Here is a 16,602-nt window from a genome sequence, read left to right on the forward strand (position 1 = left end):
ACTTTAGTCCTTAAACCTTAGTCTAAGCTTAGCAATATCAGCCAAGCCTTAGCGATAACTCAACGCTTCAGCAATGTGTGCTGTGCCGATCTGCTCGCTGCCTGCCAAATCCGCAATGGTGCGCGCCACGCGCAAGATGCGATGATAGCTGCGTGCCGATAGATTTAGGCGCGCGGTGGCGATTTTTAGCATTTGCTGTTCGGCATCGCCAAGCGTCGCCACTTGGTCAAGCTCTCTGGGGGTTAGCTCATAATTCGCCTTACCCTGTCGGCGGATGGCGATATTTCGCGCGGCGATCACGCGTGTGCGCACGGCACTGGACGGCTCACCTGTCGGGGCATTTTGTAGATCATCGATTGGCAAAGCTGGCACAGTGATGTGCAGATCAATGCGGTCAAGCAAAGGACCTGAGAGTCTTTCTTGGTATTTTTTCACCTGCTCAGGACGGCAGACACAGCGGTTTGATGGATCGCCGTGATAGCCACACGGGCATGGATTCATCGCTGCGATCAGCTGAAAATCAGCAGGGAATGACACTTGCGAATTGGCACGCGAGATGATGATTTCCTTAGCTTCGATGGGTTGGCGCAAGGTTTCTAAAGTTTTTCGATCAAATTCTGGCAATTCATCCAAAAACACCGCGCCTTTATGTCCAAGCGAAATCTCCCCTGGTTTGGGTTTTGAGCCGCCGCCAACCAATGCCGCCGATGAAATGGTGTGATGAACCTGTCTAAATGGTCGCTCGCCAAAGCGGTGCGCCACGCCTGCGATGGAGTAGATGCTCGCCACTTCAAGCGCTTCTTCATCGGTCAAAGGCGGTAGAATACTCGGCAGGCGTGATGCCATCAAGGTCTTGCCAGAACCTGGTGAGCCTTTGAATAATAAGGAATGACCACCTGCCGCGGCGATCTCGAGCGCACGGCGTGCATGGTGCTGACCTTTGACATCAGCCAGATCAAGCGCATAGCTGACTTCATCATCTTGGGTGGGAATATCGACGATGGGCAGCAGATCGGCAGGATTTTTATTGATCCCACTGACCACATCCAGATGGCGACACACCGCATCGAGTGTCGTTGCGGCAAGTACAGTCACGCCGCCGACTTTCACCGCTTCATGTGCATTGGCTGTGGGTGCGATCAGGGTGCGCTTGACCGTATCAGACTTAATCGCGCGTGCCACGGACAATGCCCCTGTGATGTCACGCAGCTCACCATTGAGCGCAAGCTCGCCGATGAATTCAAAGCCATCAAGCACCTTATCATCAATCTGACCACTTGCCGCAAGTATCCCCATGGCAATCGGCAAATCAAGGCGCGCGCCATCTTTGGGCAAATCAGCTGGCGCAAGATTGATCGTCAAGCGGCGATTGGGAAATTCAAAGCCAGAATTGATCAATGCCGAACGCACACGATCTTTACTCTCGCGCACCGACGCTTCGGGCAAGCCGACGATGATCAAGGCAGGCAATCCTTGGGATAAATGCACTTCGACCAGCACCTGCGGGGCATTTAGCCCAATGACCGAACGCGTATGAACTTTAGCAAATGACATGAAAATCCTTATAAATCATGGCAGAGTCAGGCTTTTTCATATCATTTACGGTTAATTTACCTTCATCTGCCATACAGATATGCTAATCAGGCTGTACCGTCACCAAGACGCGAATGCTGTCAGGCACTAATGATAAGCTGCCCAAGGCGTCAAGCCCTTGTTCTTTGCGCTTAACCAGTGCGGCGATTTCATCATCGCGCACATTAGGATTGATGGCTTGTAGACGCGTTAGGCGACCGATTTCTTTATCCATGTACTCGCCAAATGCCGACGCTGCCGCTGTACTGATGGCGGTCAGCTGCTCAGCGGCGATACGCTTGGCATCTTGGGCGCGAGTATCGATCACCGCCGCGCGTGCTTTGGTGACTTGGCGAGCGCGCGCTTTATCCAAGCGATCAACCAGCGGCATGATTTTTTCGCTGGTAGCGACTTTGCTTAGGTCATCACCGCGCTCACTTAAGAATACGCGCAGGCTTTGCTGTGGCAGATAAGCGGCGAGATTTAGCGACTTAGCAGCGATGACTTCGATGCGAAATTGACTCTCGACAAGCAACATACCTTTTGGCAAGGCGGCGGATTTTAGCAGTGCTACTTGAGTATTGCCAAATGTCCCTGACAAAATCATCTCAAGCACCGCCTGCACCAGTGGATGCTCATAAGTCATGTATTCCATATCTTCGCGAGCAAGGGCTTGGGTGCGATCAAAGGTTAAAGTCATGCCATCTTCGTCCAGTGGTAAGCTTTCGATGCCTTCGATATCCACTTCTGATGCATCAATCGGATGGATAATCCACGAACCATCACGCTGAATACTATAATCCATGCCGACCGCCGTCAGATAGCGATCAAGAAACACAGGCAATAGCTTATTATTATCAAGCTCATGCATTGCCGTCTCGATGCGACTTGCGACATTCGGACGGCAAGAATTATACTCAAGCAAGCGATCACGACCTTGCTGCAGCTCATCTTCTAGCTGTCCGCGATATACCGACGCATCAGCGATCAGCTCAATCATCGCCGTGCGATTGTCTTCGGTTTCCGCCCCTTCTAATAAAGGCTTAAGCTCAGCGATATAAGCTTCTTGCACCGATTGTGCCGTTGGGCTGATGTGATTGAAAATGTTTAACGCGCCATCGTACCAGTTGTACAGTCGCTCTTGGGCAGTCCCCATGACAAATGGCACATGCAAGCGGATTTGGGCGACTTGTCCGATGCGATCAAGGCGACCGATGCGCTGCTCAAGCGTATCAGGATTGGCAGGCAAATCAAACAACACCAAATCTTGGACAAACTGAAAATTACGACCTTCTGAACCAATCTCAGAACACAGCAAAATCTGCGCCCCTGCATCATCGGCAAAATATGCCGCCGCTTGGTCGCGCTCAAGCAGGCTCATCTGCTCGGTAAAAATTGCCGTCTTAATGCCCGCGTGCAAGCGCAGCACCGCTTCTAGGCTCTCAATCGTCGCACCACTGCGCGCGATCAGCAGTACTTTTTTATATTTCAAATCATCGCGCAATAGATTGATCAGCCATGACACACGCGGATCGGTCTCAAGCCATGCGCCATCGGGATAATTCTCTTCGCCCCACAGTTGTTCGCGCAGCTTGCCATCGGTGTAGTGCGTGCCTTTCCACGCATCAGGCAGTGGTAGCGGATAAGGGATACTGGTGCGCCCATGAAAGCCCTGCACGCTATCACGCGTATTGCGAAACAGCACACGGCCTGTACCATGACGGTCAAGTAGCTCATTAATCACATGGGTACGCAGTCGCTCATTGGCATTGATATCAGCAAGCTCAGGTTCATCAAAGCCCAATAAGCCTGCCACGGCACGGATTTGTTTTTCGGATAATTCTTGACCATCGATTAACAAGGTTGCCACCATCGCTACATCAGCAAAGGCATCTTGTGCCGCGATAAAATCGTCCAAATCATCAAAGCGATGCGGATCAAGCAATCTTAAGCGCGCAAAATGACTCTCCACGCCAAGCTGCTCAGGCGTTGCGGTCAAGAGCAGTACGCCTGCGGTCGCCGCAGCAAAATCCGCCACCAGCTCATATTTATCATTACCACCTTGATCAGCATCCCACTGCAAGTGATGCGCTTCATCGACGACCAATAGATCAAAGCCTGCTGCATAAGCCTGCTCGTACAGATCATGATGGTCAAGCAATAAATCAATGCCTGCAATGATGAATTGCTCGGTCAAAAAGACATTCTGATCAGGATTATGTTCTTTGATCGATGCGGTGCGCACCAGGTCAAATAAAGCAAAATCAAGGTTAAAGCGGCGTTTGAGCTCGATCATCCATTGGTACTGCAAGCTGTCTGGCACAAGCACCAGCACGCGCGAGACTTTACCGGTCAAGATCTGCTGATGCATGATCAGACCTGCTTCGATGGTCTTGCCCAGTCCTACTTCGTCCGCCAACAGCACTCGTGGCGATAGACGCTTGCCCACTTCATGCGCGATATACAGCTGATGCTTGATGATGTCCACGCGCGCACCGATCAGACCACGCAGCGGATGACGGCTAAGCATGGCATTGATGCGCAAGGCATCTTGGCGCAGCTCATACCAGTCTGCCCCTTCGATGCGACCAGCCAGCAGTCGCTCTAGTGGCTTAGCAAGTGAGATATTCGCCGCCAAGCGCGTCTCCATCAGGCTTTTGCCACAAGTGAGATGATAGCGCATCACACCGCCGACATCTTCACAGCTTGCCACGGTAAAGCAGTTGCCATCTTGGTCGCTGATCTCATCACCGACAGAAAAGACGACGCGCGACAGCAGTGCCGATGCTTTGGCATAGACGCGCGTTTCTTCACTTTGGGGGAAAAGAATGTGAACGCAGCGTTCATCGACATTGATGACGACGCCTAGCCCAAGATTGCTTTCGCTGTCTGATAAATAACGCTGACCGATGGCAAAATTTTCACTCATAAAAAAAACTCGATGATGATACTTTTTGTGATTTTTGTAGCTATATGGCGGGAGCAATTTCCCAATCAAACCTTATATTTTACTTGAGTTTGTGCTTTTTCGCATTAAATTTCTTTGGGCTTAGGCGAAATTTTATACATATTTTGGCGCAGTTATTCATCAAGGTGAAAAACTTTATCAAAATTCATGCTACAATCACCAGCATCCTTTTATCGTTCATCATTGAGAAAAATTTAGGACAATTATGAAAGCCGTATTTTTAGATGCAGGTACTTTTTCAAAAGAGCTGAGCCTGCCTGCTCCAGATGGCATCACAGACTATGTGGTCTATGACGCGACAAACAATGACACCGATCAGATCATCGAGCGCTGTCAAGATGCCCAAATCATCATCACCAATAAAGTATTGCTTACGCGCGATGTGATCAGCAAGCTGCCTGATCTGCGACTGATTCAACTGACCGCCACGGGCATGAATAATGTCGATCAAGCAGCGTGCGAAGAATATGGCGTGGCGCTGTACAATGTCGCAGGCTATTCGGTGGCAAGCGTACCTGAGCATACCTTCATGCTGATGCTGGCAGTGATGCGCGCAGGCAGCTATTATCATCGTGTGGCGACCGATGGCACTTGGCAGGCAGATGGCAGATTTTGTCTGCTGAATGAGCCAATTTTTGATCTTAACGGTCGTACGCTTGGCATCATTGGCGCAGGCAATATCGGGCGTCGTGTCGGTGAGATCGCCAAGGTTTTTGGCATGACGGTGCTGTATGCCGAACATCAAGACAAAGCACCAAGAAATGCTGATTACACCGCGTTTGATGAAGTCTTGGCAAATAGTGATATCATCAGTCTGCACTGCCCATTAACCGATGCCACCGCGCATCTGATTAATGGTCAGACGATCGCAAAAATGATAAAAAAACCCTTAATCATCAATGTCGCGCGCGGCGGCGTGGTCGATGGTGCAAGCATTGTTACAGCCGTACAAAATGGGCGGATTCTAGGCTATGCGTCCGATGTCTTTGAAAATGAGCCATTTGCTGATGATGAGCCACTGCTTAGCATCAAAGACCATCCGCGCGTGCTATTTACACCGCACAATGCATGGGGCAGTCTTGCGGCACAATCTCGGCTGTGGGGGATTTTGTGTGAGCAGGTGAGCCATTTTATCCAATCTCACTAAGCTTTTTAAAATTTAACCCATAGAAAAATGCCCAAGTGGATCGCTTGGGCATTTTTGGTGGAGAAAAGTTTATAGATCACACAATCAGAAAGTGTAATTCACCCCAACACGGAACTCACGACCGACCGCAGGCAGGCTCATGGCGGTGTGCGGACGATAATCGACATTGGTTAGGTTGTTGATGGCGAAATTGACATTCATCTTGTCGTTATTATACGGCTTCCAGTTGGCATAGACATCCATCACTTGATAGCCGTCGCGCTCAGTTTGGTGATTGTCCGCCACAGGATCGCTCATCCAATGTGTGCCTTTGGCATCTTCGACCACGCGATAATCCGCGCCGACTTCGACATTTGGCTCATCGAAGCGATAGGCAAGACCTGCTGTCCAAGTACGACCGACACGCGCACCGAATTCTTTATTGCTAAATGAAATCGGTGTCGCGACTCCATTACGACCTATAGTAACTTTATCGCTGTCAGTGAAGAATTCTGGATTGCTCTCAGCGACGCCCAGACGCGCGGTAATATTCTTGGTCTTATAGCCTGCACCAAGCTCCCAGCCGTGGTTCTTGGCATGACCGACATTATCGATGCCAGCATCACCATACACAGGATTGCCAAAGACATCGTGGCGCATTGCTTGCCCATTGGCAAGCAAGCCATCAATATCTTGCCAGTAGTAGCTACCATTGACGAACCAGTTATTGCGGTTGTAGTTGAAGCCGATCTCGGTGTTTTTGGCGCGCTCTGCCTTGACATCATCAGCGATGGTGACATTACTGCCACCTGCCAATAGCGCATCAACCAAGCGCGGGCTACGTGTGGCGTAGTTGTGGTTAGCGCTTAGGCTCAGCTCTGGGGTCGCCTGCCAAATCACACCGACACTTGGGCTGAATCGACCATCCGACACTTCTTTACCATTGAGCGCAGTATAATCAAAATGATCAAAACGACCGCCGACAGTCAGCGTGACATCTTTGATGTCATGGATTGCTTCGACATAGACGCCTGTGTCAGTTTTTTCGGTGTTTTTGACGAAATTTGCACCATGACGGTTCGGCTCGATCTCTTGCTTGCGATAGTTCACGCCATATTTGACCAAAGTATCGCCAAACACATAGCTGTCGAAGTTGATATTCGCGCCTGTGGTTTTCACTTCAGTTTCGTTATAGCCTGTCACCGCGCCATAGCTGCCTGTATCATCCACTGATTCGCGCTTGTTTTTCATCACATAGGCATTGGCGGTGACTTGATCGATAAAGCCGATGTTATTGCCTGTGTATTCTAAGTTGGTATTTTCTAGCGACAATTCACGATATTGTGGCTTTTGGCGATCGATGGTTAGGCGGCTGTTTTCTTCTGGGGTGAAGATGTCAAATTCTTCACGCACATTGCGCACGCCTTTATTAGTATCATTAAAATGGCTCAGCACGAAGCGATGATCGCCCAAGGTTACGCCCGCCTTAGCCAGATAGCTTTCTTTGTCCAAAGCGCTTGATGGTACGGTATCACCGCCTAGGTAGTTTTTGTAGCCGCGACCTGCGGTGTAGTCGTTTTGTTCGACGCGATTACCACTGACCAAGAAGTCGAATGCGCCCACTTGACCGAACGCCGTCGCGCCATACGAATGCTCGTCATTGCTTGAGTAGCCGCCATTGATTTTCACACCCCAGTCCTTATCACTGCCCTGTAGCAGATCTTTGGCATCGACTGTCTTGGCGATGATCGCGCCATTGGTCGCACCGATACCTGCTGATGCACTGCCTGCGCCTTTTTGGACGCTGACGATCTTGACTAGGCTAGGATCAAGGGTGAAGCGACCTTGATGGTATAAGATTTGGCTGTCGCTGTAAGCATTGTCCACCTTAACATCAATCGAGTTTTGACCCATGCCGCGGATACTGATGTACTGTGATGCGCCGTTACCATTGCCGAAATCGATCGCAGGTTCGCTTTTTAATAGACCGCGCAGATCCGTGGCAGTACTTTCGTCCTTTTCGCGCAGATTGACTACATTGGTTTGTACTTTTGTGCCTTGGCGGTCGATGACGATAGTCTCGCCTTCAAGCACGACACTTGGCTCAGCAGTTTGTGCTGTTTCGGCATAAGCATGGGCTGACATCACCGCGACGACAGCAAGACTTAGGGGTAGTTTTGCAAAAGTTTTCATAGTATTCCTTATCAATGTCTGGTAGCACACTGTGGTTATCGCCATACAAATCGTCCGCAAAACCCAAAAAGCGGATTGTTACACAAAGCATGATTTGTATGATCTTGGTAACGCTACGGCAGGGAATTTTATCAGAATAATTTTCTTTTGTAAATGATAATTGCTATTATTTGATAAAATAAATGGGAATTATTTGTATTTGTAGTTAGTTTTTGATTACGGTTTTATGGTCGTATAAAAGCAAAATAAGGTTAGGCGGCAAGCCCACGATAGTACAGGTAGTACAGCAAGACGAGTGGGCGCAGCATGATTTTGAATTTTATAGACCATAGATGATAAAAAATCCACCGTGTGATGGGTGGATTTGAGTAGGATAAACAAATTATTTATTCCAGATTTTTTTGTATTTGGCGAGCAGCTCATCATCGCTCTCGACACGCTCAGGGTCTTTGATGATACAATCAATCGGACAGACCTTATCACAGGTCGGCTCATCATAAAAGCCTATACACTCGGTGCATAGGTCAGGGTTGATGACATAGGTTTTTTGACCTTTTTGGTCATAGCTGATGGCATCATTGGGGCATTCTGGCTCGCAGATGTCACAGTTGATACAGTCGGTGGTGATTTTTAGTGCCATGGTTTAGCGTCTTTTATTTATTCGAGTTACATACGATCGCCTCATTCATCACTCACGTATAAATCGCCTCACTCACACTTTTCATCACCAAGGCGAATTTTAGCACTTCATGATCCATATCCTTGAACGGATTGGCGATTTGGCAAATCCAACCAGAACCAAGCGCGCCATCGATTGACTCGCCTTTTTTGTCCCACATCTCGGTGAGTGTGTAGGTGATATTGCCTTTTGGTGTCATGATTTCGATGGTATCGCCAACCATCAGCTTGTTTTTGACTTCTAGCGTGAGACGCTCATCACTGATAGTAGAGACTTCGGCGACGAACTGCTGATGGTCGGTCTTGGATGAGCCGTACTCGTAGTTTTGGTAGTCACTGTGTACATGACGGCGCAAGAAGCCTTCGGTATAGCCACGGTTGGCAAGCCCATCCAGTGCAGTGATGAGACTTGTGTCAAATGGCTTGCCCGCCACCGCATCATCAATGGCACGGCGATAGACTTGAGCAGTGCGTGCCACATAGTAGTGCGACTTGGTACGCCCTTCGATCTTGAGTGAATGCACGCCCATATTGACCAGATCAGGCACAAGCTCCACCGCACGCAAATCCTTGGAGTTCATGATATAAGTACCATGCTCATCTTCATACATCGCCATCAGCTCGCCTGGGCGACCCTGCTCTTCGATCAGTACCACTTCATCGCTTGGCTGTTCGACATAGTCATCACCCATCACCATATCACCGTTTAGATTCACGGTGCCGATGGCATTACTATCGGTAGCTTGATTTGGCACAAAGACTTGAGCGGTGTCCGTGCTTTGGGTGACTGGCACGATGTCGCCAGTTTCATTTTCGGTGGCTTTGTAGGTGTTGTACGACCAGCGGCAGGCATTGGTGCAGGTGCCTTGATTGGCATCTCGTTTATTGATATAGCCAGATAACAGACAGCGACCCGAATACGCCATGCACAATGCGCCATGGACGAATACTTCGATTTCCATATCAGGCACTTCAGCGATGATCTGCTCAATCTCCTTCATCGATAGCTCACGGCTGACGATGACACGGCTAACACCCATTTGTTTCCAAAACTTCACCGTCGCCCAGTTCACCGCATTGGCCTGTACCGACAGATGAATCGCCTGCTCAGGGAAAGCTTCACGCACCATCATAATCATGCCAGCATCCGACATGATGAGCGCATCTGGCTTCATCTCAATCACAGGGCGGATGTCTTCGATAAAGGTCTTAAGCTTAGCATTATGCGCTTGGATATTGACCACCACATAAAACTGCTTACCCAAGCTGTGCGCATACTCGATGCCACGGCGTAGGTTATCTTCATCAAAGTCGTTATTACGCACACGCAAGCTATAGCGTGCCTGCCCTGCATAGACAGCATCCGCACCATAGGCGAAGGCGTATTGCATATTTTTGAATGTCCCTGCTGGGCAAAGTAGTTCGGCTTTTTTGGTGGTTTGGCTTGTCATGAATCTGCTCTGTGTAAAATTTGCAAAAAATTGCTTTTATTATAGCAAATTTTTTGGCAAATCACCAAAAATTCCGAGTGCAGCGGTTGGAATTGTACGAAAATCTGATTTGCATCATTGATTGGGTGTCAAATCATTTGATGATGGCTGCAAGAAGGTGTTGCAAATTATTGGTTGATTTTTAATCTTAGGAAAATTTTAAGGGCGTATCATGTACGCCCTTTGGTTGTTAATTGGATTGATTTTTAATAATTACAAATAATCATTTTATAATGAATTTACAATATCTAGTAGCTTACGATAGCTTTCTTGTTGCAGATTTTCATCAAAAATATTACTCATCACCATCAGCTCATCGGCAGCAAATTTATCTTGGAATGCCTGCAATTCGCTACGCACCGTATCCACACCACCAATGAACGAACACGCCGTCATGTGCAGTACGGCGGCTTTTTCGTGCGGCAGCCACAGCGCATTCATGTCATCGACAGGCGGCTGCATCGGCTGACCGCGCCCACGCACGACATTAAGGAATGACTGCTGCTGCGTGGTGGCAAGGTACTGCGCTTCACAGTCAGTATCAGTGACGACAGCATTACAGCCGACAATGACATACGGCTTATCCAGTACCGCCGATGGCACAAAATGACTGCGATAAATATGCAGCGCTTCAGGCATCAGACGCGGCGCAAAATGACTGGCAAAGGCATAAGGCAAGCCCAATTCTGCCGCCAGATACGCGCTTTCAGTGCTTGAGCCGAGAATATAGAGCGGAATTTTTGTGCCGATGGCGGGAATGGCTTTGACATCGGTTTGGACATCATCATCGCCAAAATACCGCTGCAAATCAGCGATATCCTGCGGAAATTGATGCGAAATATCATGCGCATGGCGTCTGAGTGCCGCTGCGGTCTTGGGATCAGTACCTGGTGCTCGCCCAAGTCCCAAATCCACACGATCAGGGTACAGCGTCGCAAGCGTACCGTACTGCTCAGCAACCATCAACGGGCTGTGATTGGGCAGCATCACCCCACCGCTACCGACACGAATGCGATCAGTCTGTGCAAGCGTATGCCCGATCAGCACCTGCGTGGCAGAGCTGACCAGACTTTTGGTGTTGTGATGCTCGGCAATCCAGTAGCGATGAAAGCCTGATTGATCAGCGAATTTAGCAAGCTTGACCATGCTGTCGATGGCATCTTTATTGCTTTGGCCTTGGCGGACAGGGGCAAGGTTTAGAATGGATAGACGGGTCATGGTTTTTCTCTTTTTCTCAATTTAAAAATAGGGGCTGTACTAGATAAATCCCTAAACCCCACACCATTTTCTTAACAATCTTAATTGATTGGATGGTGTGCCATAGTTAAATCTAAACTCGCATTCTTTGATAAATAAATGAAAATGCTTTTTGTCAATACCGTTATATTTTCTTAGAATGCGTTTGGATTGCGACCAAAAGTTTTCAATGCCGTTAATATGATTATGATTGTTTGCAAATTCTTTGGAATGATTAATTCTAAAGTGTTTAAAATCACTCACATCTAAAGCATTATAACTTCGATAGCTATCTGTATAAACCACGCTATCAGGTTTGATTTTACTGGCAATAATAGGCATTAATGTCTTAGCTTTGGTATCTTTAACACAGGCAGTATAAACCTTACCATTGCGTTTTAAAAGACCAAATACGGCAACTTTGCCAGCAGCAGCACGCCCACGCTTGCCTTTACGAATGCCACCGAAATAGCTTTCATCCAATTCTACTTCACCGTCAAATAATTCACAAGCTTCAAGGTTTAAGCGATATTCAATCACCAAGCGAATTTTATGATAAAACAAAGCAGCTGAATTATGATGTATCTCTAACAAATCAGCAGCTGATCTTGCGGTGACTTCAAGCACAAAAAATTCAAGCAGTTTAACTTGAACTTTTTTACTTAATTTACAACGGGTTATCTTCATAAAACTAGTATAGCATTGTTGCTAATCTAGTACAGCCCCTAAAAATATCACTAAAACTTTGTGCTTAAGCAGATTAATAAGGGCGGCTGCGCCATTTTTCATGCATGATTTTAAAAATAAATTGTTATCTGCTTAATACAAGAAGGTAGATGCTCAAAAATTGTGCGAACTACTTGCAAAATCACAACAAACATCACCCAGCGATTGCAAATCACTGCCAAAAATTTACTTTTGCCAGCCATGTGCAGGCGTATAATTTGCGACATTCCATGACACTCGGTGCTGCGTGATGCAATGGTTGAGGGTCGTGATGTTTTGATGATTTTATGATTGATAAGTAAAGGGTTGGAAATTTTAACCCTTAATTAGACTCGTGCTTTACGAATAAGGCTTATTTATGTTAGCAAAAAAAATTAACCGCTGAATTTCTTGGCACTTTATGGTTAGTGCTGGGCGGCTGTGGTAGTGCGGTATTTGCTGCCAATTTTGGTGGTGATGGCAACCCATTGGGTATTGGCTTTTTGGGCGTGTCGTTGGCGTTTGGCTTGACTGTTTTGACCGGTGCGTATGCTTTTGGTCATATCTCAGGCGGTCATTTCAACCCTGCGGTGAGTGTGGGTCTTGCGATGGGTGGTCGCTTCTCAAAAGCTGAACTTGTGCCATACATCATCGCGCAAGTACTGGGCGGTATCGTCGGCGCGGCAATCATCTATATGATAGCATCAGGCAGCAGCAGTTTCGCCATCGATGCAAGCGCAGCAGGTGCATTCGCCACCAACGGCTATGGCGCATTCTCACCAGGTGGCTACAGCATGGCATCGGCATTCATCGCTGAAGTGGTGCTGACTGCGATTTTCTTGATCATCATCATGGGTGCAACGCACAAAAACAATGTCGCAGGCTTTGCACCGATTGCCATCGGTCTTGGTTTGACACTGATTCATTTGATTAGCATCCCTATCACCAACACTTCGGTAAACCCTGCTCGCTCAACTGCAGTTGCTGCATTCGTCGGTGGTACGCCACTCAGCCAACTTTGGCTGTTTTGGGTAGCGCCAATTCTAGGCGGTGCCATCGGTGGCGGCCTGTATCGCTGGCTTGGTTCTGAAAAATAATCCACAGTCTCAATCAAGGTGATGCGCTATATGCTCATCACCTTTTTTTATGTCAAATCAAAGCTTCTTAGAACAGCACGCCTGCACGCTGTACCGCCTGCCCAAAGCCCGTCCGCGATTCACATCGCTCAAGCCATGCTGTGGTCGCACTCATCCCTGCCAAGCCCACACGCTGTCTAGCAGCTGCGATGGCAAAATACATCTGCACATCCGCACCTGTAAACGCATCCCCTGCAAACCATGGCGAGCGGCTCAGCGTCTCTTCTACCAACCCCAAAGCCGAATTGATATTATTACTTAAGATCATCTGATCAATGCCTGATTTGAGTTTGCGGGCAATCGGTCTGACAAGCAGTGGTGCTTTTTGGCTTGCCTTGGTCAAAATCAGCCCCATCACCAAAGGCGGCATCAGCGAACCTTCGGCAAAATGCAGCCAAAAAGTATAATCACGCCACGCCTTGTCACCTGTCGGATAAAATCGCTGCTCGCTATCATAAGTTTTTAATAAATACTCAATAATCAGTGCTGACTCCGCCAACACCTGCTCGCCATCAGGCAAGCTATCATCCACCAAAATCGGTGCCTTGCCCATTGGATGAATCGCCTTAAAAGATTTGGGCGCAAGATAAGTACGCTCATCTCGCTCATGGCTAATCAGCTGATAATCCAAGCCATAAGCCAATTTCAGCTCTTCTAATAGCCACACAATACGAAACGAACGGGATTTTTCTAGGTGATATAAAGTAATCATAAATTTTTCCAGATGAATATTGTTCATTTATCATACATGATATTTTGCTGTTGGTATAGTGTATCTACGATATCCGTTCAATCATCATCAACACTTGACTGGGTGTCAGTCCGAGCACACGGCACAATGCTACAAACTCAAGCACATCAAGCTTACGCTCAAAATTCTCAATTTTGGCAATATAGGATTGGGGTTTGTGCAGTTGCTTGGCGACTTCGTCTTGAGTGAGATTTTGTTGTTTACGTGCAGTAATAAGCACATCAATCAGCTGTCTGTATTCATCTTGATAAATGGTTTTCATAAGTCAGTACCATGATTATGATACTTGACATTATTATTCTAATTTAGGATAATCCCATTTTAGGATAATTTACACATTCACCACATCCCCACCTTGACACCACCCCTTATTTTTAGGATAATTTTTGGTAGTGTTAATTTGGATTAATCAGATTTGGGAGCTTATGATGAAAAAATTGTTGGTAGTTGCACTTGCCACCATGATGACACAGCAAGCAGTGGCGACGAATTGGGTAATGGTTAGCGAAGGCTCCAATGGCGACTTCAAAGACTACATCGACTTAAATAACATCCAAACAGATTATTTAGCCAATGGTACACCTGTAATGACTGCATGGATACGGACAGAATTAAAGCAGGCGCGGGATGCGGGTAACGGCAAAAAGCTTTGGTCAATCAAAAGTTTTATCAATTTTGACTGTCATACTCGCAAATGGAGTGTTGAGTACGATGTCGCCTATGACAAACAAGGCAGAGTGGTTGGCAGTGGCAACTATGCACACCTTAACCGTTATTCATCTGCCGATTGGCAGAGAGCAATTCCAGACACTGCTAGCGAAATTTGGCTCAACACCGTCTGCACCTACGCCAACTGATCCACCACCCATCTGTCATCAGATGGGTGTGTTATCACCCCACCCAAACGCATCCATCAGCCGCCCAAACTCATCATCCACAGGTGCGGTGATGCTCATCATCTGTCCTGTCATCGGATGACAAAAGCTGAGCTGATAAGCGTGCAGGAGCAGCCGTCTTGTGCCGACATGGGCGATGATGGCACGGTTTTGTACCTTGTCGCCATAGGTGGTGTCGCCGACGATGGGATGAAAGATGTGTTTCATATGCCGTCTCAGCTGATGCTTACGCCCTGTGATGGGGGTGAGCTCGACAAGCGAATACCGAGAAGTGGTGAACCGCTGACACGACACAAAGGGCTGCTCGCTCGTCGCCAGTACCCGATAGTCAGTGATGGCAGGCTCAGGCGGCTTATCATGATCGGCAAATTTATCCGCGATTTTATCAAGGCGTACCTTGAGCGGATAATCGATGCGTCCGCCTGTCGTCATCGCCCCACGCACCACCGCCAGATATTTCTTTGTCACTTCATGTCGCTCAAACTGCTCAGACAACCGCCGAGCCATCTCGCTAGTTAGGGCAAATAACAGCACGCCTGAAGTCGGACGATCTAGGCGATGCACAGGATACACGAGCTGCCCAATCTGATCACGCAAGGTCTGCATCACAAACACCGTCTCATGCTTATCGAGCCACGAGCGATGCACGAGCATCCCAGCAGGTTTATTGATGATGACGATGTGTTCGTCTTGGTAGAGAATGGGGAGTATGGTCACTGTCTTTGCCCTATTACTTCAATCATTGCCGTGAATCACGGATTTTGCTGTCATGATAAACGGTTTTCGTGGCAAAAGCATCTGCATTTTGGTATATTAGTTCAAAATGGGGGTAATTTTATGATTTATGACATCATCGGCGACATCCATGGACAAGCAGATAAGCTGATTGGGCTATTGACACAGCTTGGCTATCGACATGATGGCGACTGCTATCGTGCACCGCCAAATCATCGGGCGATATTTATCGGTGATTTGATCGATCGTGGTGCTCGCCAAGTCGATACACTGCAGATTGTCTTTGAGATGATTGACCACCGTGAAGCCCATGCCGTGATGGGCAATCATGAGTACAACGCCATCGGCTATGCCACGCCCCACCCTGATGGCGACTATTGCCGAGCTCGCACCGCGTCAAATACGCATCAGCATCAGGCGTTTTTGGATGAATTACCGCTAGGCAGTGATGCGTATTGGCACTGGATTAGCCGTCTGTATGAGCTGCCGTTATGGCTTGAGTTTGATGAATTTTGTGTCGTGCACGCCTGCTGGGATGTCAAGGCGATGGCGACGCTCACCCCCTATCTCACCCCTGATCATCGCATCACCCACCAAGGCATCATCGCCACCGCCATCAAGGACAGCAGTGAGTTTGTCGCCCTAGAGCGTATCCTAAAAGGCATCGAATCCCCCTTGCCTGATGGTATCGTACTCGTCGATGGGCATAACATTACCCGTACTCGCACCCGCATCAAATGGTGGCTTGATAACTGGCAAAATCTGCCACTGAGCCAAGCAGCACAGCTTGGCAGTCGTGCAGTGATGCATCTGCCCAGTGACCAAGATTATAAGCCGCTGCCGATGGATTTTGAGATTTTGACCGATAAGCCGATTTTTATTGGGCATTATTGGCTGGATGGTACGCCGACTTGTCTATCATCACAGGTGGTGTGTACGGATTATTCGGCAGGTAGCACGGGTTTTTTGACCGCTTATCAGTTTGATACTGAGAATCCTGCCCTGTCCGATGATGGCTTTGTGCAGTTTTTGGGTTAAATAGATTTTGATTCATGGGTTTACGCCCAAAACTTAGCACACGGCTGATTGCCATTTTTGCCCAAATGTGCTAATTTA

At 48.0% G+C, this 16,602-nt stretch carries 14 protein-coding genes; 4 read left to right on the top strand and 10 right to left on the bottom strand.

Translation table 11 applies throughout. The features are described 5' to 3' along the window. Window positions 1-48 precede the first annotated feature (48 nt). On the bottom strand, window positions 49-1,554 hold the full coding sequence (locus NGM44_RS03140) for a YifB family Mg chelatase-like AAA ATPase (protein WP_253224213.1): 1,506 nt from the start codon (window positions 1,552-1,554) through the stop codon (window positions 49-51). 82 nt (window positions 1,555-1,636) lie between these two features. Further along, the gene (rapA, locus tag NGM44_RS03145; RefSeq protein ID WP_253224214.1) at window positions 1,637-4,501 is read right to left on the bottom strand and encodes an RNA polymerase-associated protein RapA; all 2,865 of its coding nucleotides are present in this window, start codon (window positions 4,499-4,501) and stop codon (window positions 1,637-1,639) included. Between the two features lie 244 nt (window positions 4,502-4,745). Between rapA and NGM44_RS03150 the strand changes: the two genes are divergently transcribed. After that, the gene (locus NGM44_RS03150; RefSeq protein ID WP_253224215.1) at window positions 4,746-5,687 is read left to right on the top strand and encodes a D-2-hydroxyacid dehydrogenase; all 942 of its coding nucleotides are present in this window, start codon (window positions 4,746-4,748) and stop codon (window positions 5,685-5,687) included. An 84-nt stretch (window positions 5,688-5,771) separates the two neighbouring features. Here the strand turns inward: NGM44_RS03150 and NGM44_RS03155 are convergent, their stop codons facing one another. The 5 genes from NGM44_RS03155 to NGM44_RS03175 form a co-directional block, all read right to left on the bottom strand. Beyond that, window positions 5,772-7,859: a TonB-dependent receptor domain-containing protein gene (locus NGM44_RS03155; protein ID WP_253224216.1), complete on the bottom strand. Its 2,088-nt coding sequence runs from the start codon at window positions 7,857-7,859 to the stop codon at window positions 5,772-5,774. A 382-nt stretch (window positions 7,860-8,241) separates the two neighbouring features. Continuing rightward, window positions 8,242-8,499: a YfhL family 4Fe-4S dicluster ferredoxin gene (locus NGM44_RS03160; protein ID WP_253224217.1), complete on the bottom strand. Its 258-nt coding sequence runs from the start codon at window positions 8,497-8,499 to the stop codon at window positions 8,242-8,244. A gap of 52 nt (window positions 8,500-8,551) precedes the next feature. Further along, window positions 8,552-9,988: a tRNA 5-hydroxyuridine modification protein YegQ gene (gene yegQ, locus NGM44_RS03165; protein ID WP_253224218.1), complete on the bottom strand. Its 1,437-nt coding sequence runs from the start codon at window positions 9,986-9,988 to the stop codon at window positions 8,552-8,554. Window positions 9,989-10,255: 267 nt separating this feature from the next. Next, window positions 10,256-11,245 carry an LLM class flavin-dependent oxidoreductase gene (locus NGM44_RS03170; RefSeq protein WP_253224219.1) on the bottom strand — a complete coding sequence of 330 codons (990 nt, stop codon included), beginning with the start codon at window positions 11,243-11,245 and terminating at the stop codon, window positions 10,256-10,258. A 51-nt stretch (window positions 11,246-11,296) separates the two neighbouring features. Next, window positions 11,297-11,950 (bottom strand): IS1595 family transposase, encoded by a 654-nt coding sequence (locus NGM44_RS03175; protein ID WP_253223938.1) that lies wholly within the window; start codon window positions 11,948-11,950, stop codon window positions 11,297-11,299. 446 nt (window positions 11,951-12,396) lie between these two features. Here NGM44_RS03175 and aqpZ point away from each other — a divergent pair, with 446 nt between their 5' ends. After that, window positions 12,397-13,065, top strand: coding sequence for an aquaporin Z (gene aqpZ, locus NGM44_RS03180; protein WP_253224220.1), 669 nt, complete (start codon window positions 12,397-12,399; stop codon window positions 13,063-13,065). A gap of 67 nt (window positions 13,066-13,132) precedes the next feature. On the opposite strand, the gene NGM44_RS03185 is transcribed toward aqpZ, so the two are convergent. Together NGM44_RS03185 and NGM44_RS03190 are read right to left on the bottom strand one after the other, a co-directional pair. Beyond that, entirely contained in the window at window positions 13,133-13,816 is a 684-nt protein-coding gene (locus tag NGM44_RS03185; protein ID WP_253224221.1) for a glutathione S-transferase family protein, read from the bottom strand. A gap of 64 nt (window positions 13,817-13,880) precedes the next feature. Continuing rightward, on the bottom strand, window positions 13,881-14,117 hold the full coding sequence (locus NGM44_RS03190) for a helix-turn-helix domain-containing protein (protein WP_253224222.1): 237 nt from the start codon (window positions 14,115-14,117) through the stop codon (window positions 13,881-13,883). Window positions 14,118-14,280: 163 nt separating this feature from the next. On the opposite strand from NGM44_RS03190, the gene NGM44_RS03195 reads away from it, so the two are divergent. Next, a complete protein-coding gene (locus tag NGM44_RS03195) occupies window positions 14,281-14,712 on the top strand; it encodes a surface-adhesin E family protein (RefSeq protein ID WP_253224223.1) in 432 nt (143 codons plus the stop codon). Window positions 14,713-14,730: 18 nt separating this feature from the next. Here NGM44_RS03195 and truC read toward each other — a convergent pair whose 3' ends face one another. Further along, window positions 14,731-15,468: a tRNA pseudouridine(65) synthase TruC gene (truC, locus tag NGM44_RS03200; protein WP_253224224.1), complete on the bottom strand. Its 738-nt coding sequence runs from the start codon at window positions 15,466-15,468 to the stop codon at window positions 14,731-14,733. Between the two features lie 120 nt (window positions 15,469-15,588). Here truC and NGM44_RS03205 point away from each other — a divergent pair, with 120 nt between their 5' ends. Further along, window positions 15,589-16,524: a metallophosphoesterase gene (locus NGM44_RS03205; protein ID WP_253224225.1), complete on the top strand. Its 936-nt coding sequence runs from the start codon at window positions 15,589-15,591 to the stop codon at window positions 16,522-16,524. Window positions 16,525-16,602: the final 78 nt, after the last annotated feature.

This window comes from Moraxella sp. FZFQ2102 (assembly GCF_024137865.1).
Taxonomy (GTDB): domain Bacteria; phylum Pseudomonadota; class Gammaproteobacteria; order Pseudomonadales; family Moraxellaceae; genus Moraxella.

Excerpts from the sequence above, each read along its gene's own strand:
- NGM44_RS03140 (WP_253224213.1), bottom strand. The coding sequence starts at position 1,554 with ATGTCATTTGCTAAAGTTCATACGCGTTCGGTCATTGGGCTAAATGCC.
- rapA (WP_253224214.1), bottom strand. The coding sequence starts at position 4,501 with ATGAGTGAAAATTTTGCCATCGGTCAGCGTTATTTATCAGACAGCGAA.
- NGM44_RS03150 (WP_253224215.1), top strand. The coding sequence starts at position 4,746 with ATGAAAGCCGTATTTTTAGATGCAGGTACTTTTTCAAAAGAGCTGAGC.
- NGM44_RS03155 (WP_253224216.1), bottom strand. The coding sequence starts at position 7,859 with ATGAAAACTTTTGCAAAACTACCCCTAAGTCTTGCTGTCGTCGCGGTG.
- NGM44_RS03160 (WP_253224217.1), bottom strand. The coding sequence starts at position 8,499 with ATGGCACTAAAAATCACCACCGACTGTATCAACTGTGACATCTGCGAG.
- yegQ (WP_253224218.1), bottom strand. The coding sequence starts at position 9,988 with ATGACAAGCCAAACCACCAAAAAAGCCGAACTACTTTGCCCAGCAGGG.
- NGM44_RS03170 (WP_253224219.1), bottom strand. The coding sequence starts at position 11,245 with ATGACCCGTCTATCCATTCTAAACCTTGCCCCTGTCCGCCAAGGCCAA.
- NGM44_RS03175 (WP_253223938.1), bottom strand. The coding sequence starts at position 11,950 with ATGAAGATAACCCGTTGTAAATTAAGTAAAAAAGTTCAAGTTAAACTG.
- NGM44_RS03185 (WP_253224221.1), bottom strand. The coding sequence starts at position 13,816 with ATGATTACTTTATATCACCTAGAAAAATCCCGTTCGTTTCGTATTGTG.
- NGM44_RS03190 (WP_253224222.1), bottom strand. The coding sequence starts at position 14,117 with ATGAAAACCATTTATCAAGATGAATACAGACAGCTGATTGATGTGCTT.
- NGM44_RS03195 (WP_253224223.1), top strand. The coding sequence starts at position 14,281 with ATGATGAAAAAATTGTTGGTAGTTGCACTTGCCACCATGATGACACAG.
- NGM44_RS03205 (WP_253224225.1), top strand. The coding sequence starts at position 15,589 with ATGATTTATGACATCATCGGCGACATCCATGGACAAGCAGATAAGCTG.